Source organism: Pseudomonas inefficax (genome assembly GCF_032164165.1).
GTDB lineage: Bacteria > Pseudomonadota > Gammaproteobacteria > Pseudomonadales > Pseudomonadaceae > Aquipseudomonas > Aquipseudomonas inefficax.
The window spans coordinates 2,615,054-2,626,570 of record NZ_CP134401.1 but is presented as its reverse complement, the minus strand read 5'-3'; the positions used below and the strand labels follow the sequence as shown (position 1 = coordinate 2,626,570).

The 11,517-nt window shown below is 59.0% G+C and carries 13 protein-coding genes; all 13 read left to right on the top strand.

The window, feature by feature from the left end:
• Nucleotides 1–5 precede the first annotated feature (5 nt).
• Complete coding sequence (locus RIN61_RS11770) at nucleotides 6–797, top strand: ParA family protein (protein WP_112251656.1); 792 nt, start codon at nucleotides 6–8, stop codon at nucleotides 795–797.
• Nucleotides 798–806: 9 nt separating this feature from the next.
• Complete coding sequence (locus tag RIN61_RS11765) at nucleotides 807–1,679, top strand: ParB/RepB/Spo0J family partition protein (protein ID WP_085621457.1); 873 nt, start codon at nucleotides 807–809, stop codon at nucleotides 1,677–1,679.
• A 149-nt stretch (nucleotides 1,680–1,828) separates the two neighbouring features.
• The gene (locus tag RIN61_RS11760; protein WP_008092225.1) at nucleotides 1,829–2,236 is read left to right on the top strand and encodes a F0F1 ATP synthase subunit I; all 408 of its coding nucleotides are present in this window, start codon (nucleotides 1,829–1,831) and stop codon (nucleotides 2,234–2,236) included.
• A gap of 16 nt (nucleotides 2,237–2,252) precedes the next feature.
• Entirely contained in the window at nucleotides 2,253–3,122 is an 870-nt protein-coding gene (gene atpB, locus RIN61_RS11755; RefSeq protein ID WP_313857282.1) for a F0F1 ATP synthase subunit A, read from the top strand.
• Nucleotides 3,123–3,266: 144 nt separating this feature from the next.
• Nucleotides 3,267–3,524 carry a F0F1 ATP synthase subunit C gene (gene atpE / locus RIN61_RS11750; RefSeq protein WP_003097235.1) on the top strand — a complete coding sequence of 86 codons (258 nt, stop codon included), beginning with the start codon at nucleotides 3,267–3,269 and terminating at the stop codon, nucleotides 3,522–3,524.
• 57 nt (nucleotides 3,525–3,581) lie between these two features.
• Nucleotides 3,582–4,052 (top strand): F0F1 ATP synthase subunit B, encoded by a 471-nt coding sequence (locus RIN61_RS11745; RefSeq protein WP_027917106.1) that lies wholly within the window; start codon nucleotides 3,582–3,584, stop codon nucleotides 4,050–4,052.
• Between the two features lie 12 nt (nucleotides 4,053–4,064).
• A complete protein-coding gene (locus tag RIN61_RS11740) occupies nucleotides 4,065–4,601 on the top strand; it encodes a F0F1 ATP synthase subunit delta (protein ID WP_003253191.1) in 537 nt (178 codons plus the stop codon).
• 21 nt (nucleotides 4,602–4,622) lie between these two features.
• Nucleotides 4,623–6,167 (top strand): F0F1 ATP synthase subunit alpha, encoded by a 1,545-nt coding sequence (gene atpA / locus RIN61_RS11735; protein WP_063912289.1) that lies wholly within the window; start codon nucleotides 4,623–4,625, stop codon nucleotides 6,165–6,167.
• 48 nt (nucleotides 6,168–6,215) lie between these two features.
• The gene (gene atpG, locus RIN61_RS11730; RefSeq protein WP_112251654.1) at nucleotides 6,216–7,076 is read left to right on the top strand and encodes a F0F1 ATP synthase subunit gamma; all 861 of its coding nucleotides are present in this window, start codon (nucleotides 6,216–6,218) and stop codon (nucleotides 7,074–7,076) included.
• 27 nt (nucleotides 7,077–7,103) lie between these two features.
• Nucleotides 7,104–8,480, top strand: coding sequence for a F0F1 ATP synthase subunit beta (gene atpD / locus RIN61_RS11725; protein ID WP_003253197.1), 1,377 nt, complete (start codon nucleotides 7,104–7,106; stop codon nucleotides 8,478–8,480).
• A gap of 44 nt (nucleotides 8,481–8,524) precedes the next feature.
• Complete coding sequence (locus tag RIN61_RS11720) at nucleotides 8,525–8,950, top strand: F0F1 ATP synthase subunit epsilon (protein ID WP_023383131.1); 426 nt, start codon at nucleotides 8,525–8,527, stop codon at nucleotides 8,948–8,950.
• Nucleotides 8,951–9,063: 113 nt separating this feature from the next.
• Complete coding sequence (glmU, locus tag RIN61_RS11715; protein ID WP_112251653.1) at nucleotides 9,064–10,431, top strand: bifunctional UDP-N-acetylglucosamine diphosphorylase/glucosamine-1-phosphate N-acetyltransferase GlmU; 1,368 nt, start codon at nucleotides 9,064–9,066, stop codon at nucleotides 10,429–10,431.
• Nucleotides 10,432–10,738: 307 nt separating this feature from the next.
• The gene (locus RIN61_RS11710; RefSeq protein WP_112251652.1) at nucleotides 10,739–11,515 is read left to right on the top strand and encodes a DeoR/GlpR family DNA-binding transcription regulator; all 777 of its coding nucleotides are present in this window, start codon (nucleotides 10,739–10,741) and stop codon (nucleotides 11,513–11,515) included.
• Nucleotides 11,516–11,517: the final 2 nt, after the last annotated feature.

The window sequence follows — 11,517 nt, the reverse complement described above, 5'->3', positions numbered from 1 at the left end:
CAACAATGGCTAAGGTATTCGCAATCGCGAACCAGAAAGGTGGTGTGGGCAAGACCACCACCTGTATCAATCTCGCCGCCTCGCTGGCTGCGACCAAGCGTCGTGTGCTGCTGATCGACCTCGATCCGCAGGGCAACGCCACCATGGGCAGCGGTGTGGACAAGCACGAGCTCGAGCACTCGGTCTACGACCTGTTGATCGGGGAATGCGACCTGGCCCAGGCCATGCATTACTCCGAACACGGTGGTTTCCAGTTGTTGCCGGCCAACCGTGACCTGACCGCTGCCGAAGTGGTGCTGCTGGAAATGCAGGTCAAGGAAAGCCGCCTGCGCAATGCCTTGGCACCGATCCGCGACAATTACGATTTCATCCTCATCGACTGCCCGCCGTCGTTGTCGATGCTCACGCTCAATGCCCTGGTCGCCTCCGATGGCGTGATCATCCCGATGCAGTGCGAGTATTACGCACTGGAAGGTCTCAGCGACCTTGTGGATAACATCAAGCGGATTGCCGCCCGGTTGAACCCGGAGCTGAAAATCGAGGGCCTGCTGCGGACCATGTACGATCCGCGCCTGAGCCTGAACAACGATGTCTCGGCGCAGCTGAAAGAGCACTTTGGCCCGCAGCTGTACGACACGGTCATTCCGCGCAACATTCGCCTGGCCGAAGCCCCGAGCTTCGGCATGCCGGCCCTGGCTTACGACAAGCAATCGCGCGGCGCGCTGGCTTATCTGGCCCTGGCCGGGGAACTGGTACGCCGTCAACGCCGTCAATCCCGCACTGCACAAACAACTTAAGGAATCCGTATGGCCGTCAAGAAACGGGGTCTCGGACGTGGGTTGGATGCACTGCTCAGTGGTCCTTCCGTCAGCGCGCTCGAAGAGCAGGCTGTGAAGATCGACCAGAAAGAACTGCAACACCTGCCGGTCGAACTGATCCAGCGTGGCAAATACCAGCCGCGCCGGGACATGGACCCGCAGGCGCTGGAAGAGCTCGCGCACTCGATTCGCAACCATGGCGTGATGCAACCGATCGTGGTGCGCCCGATCGATGGCAACCGCTACGAGATCATCGCCGGTGAGCGCCGCTGGCGCGCCACCCAGCAGGCTGGCCTGGACAAGATTCCGGCGATGGTCCGCGAGGTGCCCGACGAAGCCGCCATCGCCATGGCGCTGATCGAGAACATCCAGCGCGAAGACCTCAATCCGCTGGAAGAGGCGTTGGCCCTGCAGCGCCTGCAGCAGGAGTTCGAGCTCACCCAGCAACAGGTGGCCGATGCCGTGGGCAAGTCGCGGGTAACCGTGGCCAACCTGCTGCGCCTGATCACCCTGCCAGACGCGATCAAGACGATGCTCGCCCATGGCGACCTGGAGATGGGCCATGCCCGTGCATTGCTCGGCCTGGAAGAACATCGCCAGGAGGAGGGGGCGCGTCATGTTGTCGCACGTGGCCTCACCGTGCGCCAAACCGAGGCACTGGTTCGTCAGTGGCTCAGCGACAAACCTGATCCGGTCGAACCGAGCAAACCTGATCCGGATATTGCACGCCTTGAACAGCGGCTCGCAGAGCGCCTGGGCTCGGCCGTGCAGATCCGCCATGGCAACAAGGGCAAAGGCCAATTGGTTATTCGCTACAACTCGCTTGACGAGTTGCAAGGCGTGCTTGCTCACATCCGCTGAAACAATTCCCGTTGTAGCGCGCAGTCGGAAATCACTACCGAATAGTTGAATAGGGGTTAATCCACCCCTATACTCTGCGCGCATTTTGTCGGCACAAATTATGCCAAGTCATAGCTGACTTGGTGGTCGACTTCCGAGGAGCAGTTGTGATGGAAATACGCACGCCAAACCGCCTGCCTTTCCATCGCTGGGCGGTTTTCCCGGTACTGCTGGCTCAATTCGTCGTACTGCTGCTGGCAACGTTGGTGTTGTGGCAGTGGAAAGGGGCGGTCAGTGGATATTCAGGCCTTTGCGGAGGTTTGATTGCCTGGCTACCCAACGTGTATTTCGCCTGGAAGGCTTTTCGCTTCAGTGGGGCCCGGGCGGCACAAGCCATCGTCAAGTCGTTCTACGCTGGCGAGGCAGGCAAGATGATTTTGACGGCAGTGCTTTTTGCACTGACCTTCGCAGGAGTGAAGCCACTGGCGCCGTTAGCAGTATTCGGCGTCTTCGTGTTGACCCTTTTGGTCAGCTGGTTCGCGCCCCTGCTGATGAATAAAAGACTTTCGAGACCTTAGGGCGTTTGAGGCAACCATGGCAGCAGAAACCGCTTCGGGCTATATCCAGCACCACTTGCAGAACCTGACCTACGGTCAACTACCAGACGGCAGCTGGGGCTTCGCCCATTCGGCTGCAGAAGCCAAGGCAATGGGCTTCTGGGCGTTCCACCTGGACACCCTGGGTTGGTCCGTCGCGCTGGGTCTGATCTTCCTGTTCATCTTCCGCATGGCGGCCAAGAAGGCGACTTCCGGCCAACCTGGCGGCCTGCAGAACTTCGTTGAAGTGCTGGTGGACTTCGTCAACGGCAGCGTGAAGGACTCCTTCCACGGCCGTAGCCCGGTAATCGCTCCGCTGGCGCTGACCATTTTCGTCTGGGTGTTCCTGATGAACGCCATCGACCTGGTACCGGTCGACTGGATTCCTCAGCTGGCCATCCTGATCTCCGGTGACCCGCACATTCCGTTCCGCGCCGTGTCGACCACCGACCCGAACGCGACCCTGGCCATGGCCTTCTGCGTGTTCGCCCTGATCATCGTCTACAGCATCAAGGTCAAAGGCCTGGGCGGCTTCCTCGGTGAGCTGACCCTGCACCCGTTCGGCAGCAAGAACATCTTCGTGCAGATCCTGCTGATTCCGGTGAACTTCCTGCTGGAATTCGTCACCCTGATCGCCAAGCCGATTTCGCTGGCACTGCGTCTGTTCGGCAACATGTACGCCGGCGAGCTGGTGTTCATCCTGATCGCCGTGATGTTCGGCGCCGGCATCCTCTGGCTCAGCGGCCTGGGTGTGGTGCTGCAGTGGGCGTGGGCTGTGTTCCACATCCTGATCATCACCCTGCAAGCCTTCATCTTCATGATGCTTACCATCGTCTACCTGTCGATGGCTCACGAAGATAACCATTAAGACCGCCTGGCGTGTCTGATAGCCTTCCCCGCTCGTTTGGGGGGAGGGCTTAAAAAGTCCGCAAGGGCATGCTGTACCAAACGATTTGTTTTACCGCTTCAAACTAAAAACCTAACCAATACGACGTAAAAGTCGGGAGGAAAGATGGAAACTGTAGTTGGTCTGACCGCTATCGCTGTTGCTCTGCTGATCGGCCTGGGTGCTCTGGGTACCGCCATTGGTTTCGGCCTGCTGGGCGGCAAGTTCCTGGAAGGCGCTGCTCGTCAGCCTGAAATGGTTCCAATGCTGCAGGTGAAAATGTTCATCGTTGCCGGTCTGCTCGACGCCGTAACCATGATCGGTGTTGGTATCGCTCTGTTCTTCACCTTCGCGAACCCCTTCGTTGGTCAGATCGCCGGCTAATCACTCGTACCCACGAGTTGATGGCTGTGATGAATTAAGACCGAGCGAGGTGTTGGCGTGAACATTAATGCAACCCTGATTGGCCAATCCGTTGCTTTTCTGATTTTTGTACTCTTCTGCATGAAGTACGTATGGCCTCCGGTCATCACTGCTCTGCAAGAGCGTCAAAAGAAGATTGCCGACGGCTTGGACGCTGCCAACCGCGCAGCTCGCGACCTGGAGCTGGCCCAAGAGAAAGTGGGTCAGCAACTGCGTGAAGCTAAAGCACAGGCAGCCGAAATCATTGAGCAAAGCAAGAAGCGCGCTGCTCAGCTTGTCGAGGAAGCCCGTGATCAGGCCCGCGTCGAAGCTGACCGTGTGAAGGCTCAGGCTCTGGCCGAGATCGAACAGGAACTGAACAGCGCTAAAGACGCCCTGCGTGCCCAAGTGGGTGCCCTGGCCGTTGGCGGTGCTGAAAAGATCCTTGGCGCCACAATCGATCAAAACGCGCATGCGGAGCTGGTTAACAAACTGGCCGCTGAAATTTAAGCGAGGGCGATCATGGCAGAACTGACCACGTTGGCCCGACCTTACGCTAAGGCTGCCTTTGAGCATGCCCAGGCCCATCAGCAACTGGCCAATTGGTCAGCCATGCTCGGCCTGGCTGCTGCGGTGTCGCAAGACGACACCATGCAGCGCCTGCTCAAGGCCCCGCGACTGACGAGCGCAGAAAAGGCCGCCACGTTCATTGACGTGTGCGGTGACAAGTTCAATGCACAGGCACAGAATTTCATTCATGTTGCCGCGGAAAACGACCGTCTCCTGCTTCTGCCGGAGATTGCCGCCCTGTTCGACCTGTACAAGGCCGAGCAAGAGAAATCCGTGGACGTGGAAGTCACCAGTGCCTTCGCGTTGAACCAAGAACAGCAAGACAAACTCGCCAAGGTTCTCAGTGCACGGTTAGGCCAGGAAGTGCGCCTGCACGCGTCGGAGGATGCCAGCCTGATTGGCGGCGTCGTCATCCGCGCTGGTGACCTGGTAATCGATGGCTCTGTTCGCGGCAAGATCGCGAAACTGGCCGAAGCATTGAAATCTTGAGTTTGAAGGGGCAGCAGAGCAATGCAGCAACTCAATCCTTCCGAAATTAGTGAAATCATCAAGGGCCGCATCGACAACCTCGATGTGAGCTCCCAAGCCCGTAACGAAGGTACCGTTGTTTCGGTATCCGACGGTATCGTGCGGATCCACGGTCTGGCCGACGTCATGTACGGCGAAATGATCGAGTTCCCTGGCAGCGTTTTCGGCATGGCCCTGAACCTGGAGCAAGACTCCGTAGGTGCAGTGATCCTGGGTGCCTATGACACCCTCGCCGAAGGCATGAGCGCCAAGTGCACCGGTCGCATCCTGGAAGTTCCGGTCGGCAAAGGCCTGCTGGGCCGCGTCGTCGACGCTCTGGGTAACCCGATCGATGGCAAGGGTCCTCTGACCACCACCGAAACCGACGCGGTCGAAAAGGTCGCTCCGGGCGTTATCTGGCGTAAGTCGGTAGATCAGCCTGTACAGACTGGCTACAAGTCCGTCGACGCCATGATCCCTGTCGGCCGTGGCCAGCGCGAGCTGATCATCGGTGACCGTCAGATCGGCAAGACCGCCATGGCCATCGACGCCATCATCAACCAGAAAGACTCCGGTATTTTCTGTGTTTATGTTGCTGTCGGCCAAAAGCGTTCCACCGTTGCCAACATCGTTCGCAAGCTGGAAGAAGCCGGCGCCCTGGCCAACACCATCGTGGTCGTTGCCAGTGCTTCGGAATCCGCCGCACTGCAGTTCCTGGCGCCATACGCCGGCTGCACCATGGGCGAGTTCTTCCGTGACCGCGGTGAAGACGCTCTGATCGTTTACGATGACCTGTCCAAGCAGGCCGTTGCCTATCGTCAGATCTCCCTGCTGCTGCGCCGTCCACCAGGACGCGAAGCGTACCCAGGCGACGTGTTCTATCTCCACTCCCGTCTGCTGGAGCGTGCATCGCGCGTTTCGGAAGAGTACGTCGAGAAGTTCACCAACGGCGCAGTCACTGGCAAGACCGGTTCCCTGACCGCCCTGCCGATCATCGAAACCCAGGCTGGCGACGTTTCCGCGTTCGTTCCGACCAACGTGATTTCCATCACCGACGGTCAGATCTTCCTGGAATCGGCCATGTTCAACTCGGGCATCCGCCCTGCAGTGAACGCCGGTGTTTCGGTATCCCGCGTAGGTGGTGCCGCCCAGACCAAGATCATCAAGAAGCTGTCCGGTGGTATTCGTACCGCTCTGGCTCAGTACCGTGAACTGGCTGCATTCGCCCAGTTCGCTTCCGATCTGGACGAAGCGACCCGCAAGCAGCTGGAGCATGGTCAGCGCGTAACCGAGCTGATGAAGCAGAAGCAGTACGCGCCAATGTCCATCGCGGACATGGCACTGTCGCTGTACGCCGCTGAGCGTGGTTTCCTGACTGACGTGGAAGTCTCCAAGGTCGGCAGCTTCGAGCAAGCTCTGATCGCCTACTTCAACCGTGATCACGCCGAACTGATGGCGAAGATCAACGTGAAGGGTGACTTCAACGACGAAATCGACGCTGGCATGAAAGCCGGTATCGAGAAGTTCAAGGCCACCCAGACCTGGTAAGCCGCAGCGGGGGCTGCGGCCCCCGCTTGCTAACCTGATAGGTGATACATGGCAGGCGCAAAAGAGATTCGCAGTAAGATTGCGAGCATCAAAAGCACGCAAAAAATTACCAGCGCCATGGAGAAAGTGGCGGTCAGCAAGATGCGCAAGGCACAAATGCGCATGGCTGCTAGCCGTCCTTACGCGGAGCGTATCCGCCAGGTGATCGGTCATCTGGCCAACGCCAACCCGGAGTACCGCCACCCGTTCATGATCGAGCGCCCTGTAAAGCGCGCCGGTTATATCGTGGTGAGCAGTGACCGTGGTCTGTGCGGTGGCTTGAACACCAACCTGTTCAAGGCCCTGGTCAAGGACATGAACGCAAACCGCGAACAGGGCGTGGAAATCGACCTGTGCGTGATCGGTAGCAAGGGTGCGACTTTCTTCCGCATCTTTGGCGGCAACGTCGTAGCCGCGATCAGCCACCTGGGCGAAGAGCCATCGATCAACGATCTGATCGGCTCCGTCAAAGTGATGCTGGACGCCTACCTGGACGGCCGTATCGATCGCCTCTCGGTGGTTTCGAACAAGTTCATCAACACCATGACCCAAAAACCGACGGTCGAGCAATTGGTACCGTTGGTGGCAACCCCGGATCAGGATCTCAAGCATCACTGGGATTACCTGTACGAACCCGACGCAAAAGAGCTGCTGGACGGCTTGATGGTGCGTTACGTGGAGTCGCAGGTGTACCAGGCGGTGGTCGAGAACAACGCTGCTGAACAAGCGGCCCGGATGATCGCCATGAAGAACGCCACAGACAACGCCGGTGATTTGATCAAAGAGCTGCAATTGATCTACAACAAGGCGCGTCAGGCTGCGATCACCCAGGAGATCTCGGAAATCGTCGGCGGCGCTGCCGCGGTTTAACGGTTCAAAAATTCAGAGGATCCAGCTATGAGTAGCGGACGTATCGTTCAAATCATCGGCGCCGTCATCGACGTGGAATTCCCACGTGACGTCGTGCCGAGTGTTTACAACGCGCTGAAAGTACAAGGCGCGGAAACCACCCTGGAAGTTCAGCAGCAGCTGGGCGACGGCGTGGTTCGTACCATTGCGATGGGCTCGACCGAAGGCCTGAAGCGCGGTCTGGATGTCGTTGACACCGGCGCTGCCATTTCCGTTCCAGTTGGTAAGGCCACCCTGGGCCGTATCATGGACGTATTGGGCAACCCGATCGACGAAGCCGGCCCGATCGGCGAAGAAGAGCGTCGCGGTATCCACCAGCCAGCGCCTTCGTTCGCTGACCAGGCAGGCGGCAACGACCTGCTGGAAACCGGCATCAAGGTTATCGACCTGGTATGCCCGTTCGCCAAGGGTGGTAAGGTTGGTCTGTTCGGTGGTGCCGGCGTTGGCAAGACCGTGAACATGATGGAACTGATCCGTAACATCGCCATGGAACACAGCGGTTATTCCGTGTTCGCTGGTGTGGGTGAGCGTACTCGTGAGGGTAACGACTTCTACCACGAGATGAAGGACTCCAACGTTCTCGACAAGGTAGCGCTGGTCTACGGTCAGATGAACGAGCCACCAGGAAACCGTCTGCGCGTAGCGCTGACCGGCCTGACCATGGCCGAGAAGTTCCGTGACGAAGGTAACGACGTTCTGCTGTTCGTCGACAACATCTATCGTTACACCCTGGCCGGTACCGAAGTATCCGCACTGCTGGGCCGTATGCCTTCGGCGGTAGGTTACCAGCCGACCCTGGCTGAAGAGATGGGCGTTCTGCAAGAGCGCATCACCTCCACCAAGGAAGGTTCGATCACCTCCGTTCAGGCCGTATACGTACCTGCGGACGACCTGACCGACCCGTCGCCAGCGACCACCTTCGCCCACCTGGACGCCACCGTCGTTCTGTCCCGTGACATCGCTTCCCTGGGTATCTACCCAGCGGTCGACCCACTGGACTCGACTTCGCGCCAGCTGGACCCGAACGTGATCGGCAACGAGCACTACGAGACCGCTCGTGGCGTTCAGTATGTTCTGCAGCGCTATAAAGAGCTGAAGGACATCATCGCCATCCTGGGTATGGACGAACTGTCCGAAGCCGACAAGCAACTGGTAGCCCGCGCTCGTAAGATCCAGCGCTTCCTGTCGCAGCCGTTCTTCGTGGCCGAAGTCTTCACCGGTTCGCCAGGCAAGTACGTTTCCCTGAAAGACACCATCGCTGGCTTCAGCGGCATCCTCAAAGGTGACTACGACCACCTGCCAGAACAAGCGTTCTACATGGTCGGCAGCATCGACGAAGCGATCGAGAAAGCCAAGAAACTGTAATCCCGGCGCCCCGAAAGGGGCGCTAATCAGGTTGAGGCAAGCAGATGGCTATGACAGTCCATTGCGATATCGTCAGCGCGGAAGGAGAGATCTTCTCCGGCCTGGTCGAGATGGTAGTAGCGCACGGCAACCTGGGCGATCTCGGTATCGCTCCAGGCCACGCGCCGCTGATCACCAATCTCAAGCCTGGTCCGATCACGCTGACCAAGCAGGGCGGCGAGCGCGAGGTGTTCTACATCTCCGGTGGCTTCCTGGAAGTGCAGCCGAACATGGTCAAGGTACTCGCCGACACCGTGCAACGTGCAGCCGACCTGGACGAAGCCTCCGCTCAGGATGCCGTCAAGGCAGCTGAGAAGGCCCTGCATGAGAAGGGCGCGGATTTCGACTACAGTGCCGCATCCGCACGTCTGGCCGAGGCCGCAGCCCAGCTGCGTACCGTCCAGCAGATCCGCAAGAAGTTCGGCGGTTAATTCCGCAGGCTTCATGTAGATTGAGAACAAGGGTAGCCATCGGCTACCCTTTTTCTTTTTTGTAACCCCTAAAACCGGTCATTTCACTGACCACCCAGGATTGGTAGCCAGTAATGTCACTCGATATCGTTATTCTCGCCGCCGGCCAAGGCACCCGCATGCGCTCGGCGCTGCCCAAGGTACTGCACCCGGTAGCTGGCAACTCCATGCTTGGCCATGTTATCCACAGCGCGCGTCAGCTGCAGCCGCAAGGTATTCATGTGGTCATTGGCCATGGTGCCGAGCTGGTTCGCGAGCGCCTGGCCGCCGACGACCTGAACTTTGTCATGCAGGACAAGCAGCTGGGTACCGGCCATGCGGTTGCCCAGGCTTTGCCGGCCTTGACTGCCGAAACCGTGTTGGTGCTGTACGGTGATGTGCCGTTGATCGAAGTGGAAACCTTGCAGCGTCTGCTGGCGAAGGCCAACGAGCAGCAGCTGGGCTTGCTCACGGTGACCCTCGACGACCCGACTGGCTATGGCCGCATCGTGCGTGACGAGCAGGGTAAGGTGACTGCCATCGTTGAGCACAAGGATGCCAACGATGCGCAGAAAGCTATCAAGGAAGGCAATACCGGTATTCTGGCCCTGCCAGCCGCGCGCCTGGCCGATTGGATGGGCCGCCTGTCGAACAACAACGCACAGGGCGAGTATTACCTGACCGACGTGATTGCCATGGCTGTGTCCGATGGCCTGGTGGTGGCTACCGAGCAGCCGCACGATCCGATGGAAGTGCAAGGCGCCAACGACCGTCGCCAGCTGTCCGAGCTGGAGCGCCATTACCAGTTGCGTGAAGGCCGTCGCCTGATGGCCCAGGGCGTTACCTTGCGCGACCCGGCGCGATTCGATGTCCGCGGTGAAGTGACTGTTGGCCGTGATGTGCTGATCGATATCAACGTGATTCTCGAAGGCAAGGTTGTCATCGAGGACGATGTGCAGATTGGCCCTAACTGTGTGATCAAGAACACCACCCTACGCAAAGGTGCGGTGGTCAAGGCCAACAGCCACCTTGAAGGCGCCGTGATGGGCGAGGGCAGCGATGCCGGCCCGTTCGCCCGCCTCCGCCCGGGCAGTGTGCTGGACGCCAAGGCCCATGTGGGTAACTTCGTCGAACTGAAAAACGCCCACCTCGGGGAAGGCGCCAAGGCCGGTCACCTGACCTACCTGGGCGATGCCGAAATCGGTGCACGCACCAACATCGGCGCCGGCACCATCACCTGCAACTACGATGGCGCCAACAAGTTCAAGACCGTGATGGGCGAGGACGTGTTCATCGGCTCGAACAACTCGTTGGTGGCGCCTGTGGAAATCAAGGCGGGCGCGACCACTGCAGCCGGTTCGACCATCACCCAGGCCGTAGAGGCAGGTGACCTGGCAGTGGCTCGTGCGCGCCAGCGCAATATCTCGGGTTGGAAGCGGCCTGAGAAGATCAAGAAGAGCTGAGTTATACACAGCTGTTTCGATCGAAAGCCGACTTATGTGAATAAGTCGGCTTTTTTCTTGGTCGATTGGTGCTCCTTGTGGGAGCGGCCTTGTGTCGCGAAAGAGCCGCAAAGCGGCCCCCAATGATTTCAAAGGTAACGCGAATATTGCCGGGGCTGCTTCGCAGCCCTTTCGCGACACAAGGCCGCTCCCACAAGGCATGGCGAGTGCCGTAAGAAATTATCCACAGGGCAGTGACACCTTGACGAATCGCTCATCTTAGGTTTTGATTGCCATCATTATCTTTCGAAACGAAACTTAAGCGCTCATGTCGAAACGAAACACCCCGCAGCGGCGGCACAACATCCTGGCTTTACTCAGCGAGCAGGGCGAGGTGAGTGTGGACGCGTTGGCCAAGCGTTTCGCAACCTCGGAAGTCACCATCCGCAAGGACCTCGCTGCCCTGGAAACCAATGGCCTGTTGCTAAGGCGCTACGGTGGCGCGGTACCGGTGCCGCAAGAACTGCTAGGTGAACCTGCCCAGCCGGTGTCTTCCTATAAAAAGGCCATCGCCCGCGCCGCCGTGGCGCGTATCCGTGAACATGCGCGCATCATCATCGACAGCGGCAGCACCACGGCGGCCATGATCCCCGAACTGGGGCGCCACCCTGGCCTGGTGGTGATGACCAATTCGATGAACGTGGCCCGTGCCATTTGCGACCTCGAACACGAGCCGGTGCTGCTGATGACCGGTGGCACCTGGGACCCGCATTCCGAGTCGTTCCAGGGGCAGGTGGCCGAGCAGGTGTTGCGCTCATACGATTTCGATCAACTGTTCATCGGCGCCGACGGCATCGACCTTGGCCGCGGCACTACCACCTTCAACGAACTTCTCGGGCTAAGCCGGGTAATGGCCGAAGTCGCCCGTGAAGTTATCGTGATGGTCGAATCGGACAAGGTAGGGCGCAAGATCCCCAACCTCGAGCTGCCCTGGAGCAGCGTGCACACCCTTATTACTGACGAACGCCTGCCCGCAGCGGCACGCGAACAAATTCAAGCCCGCGGCATCAACCTGATCTGCGCCGCGATCAGCCAGGAGCAATAAAC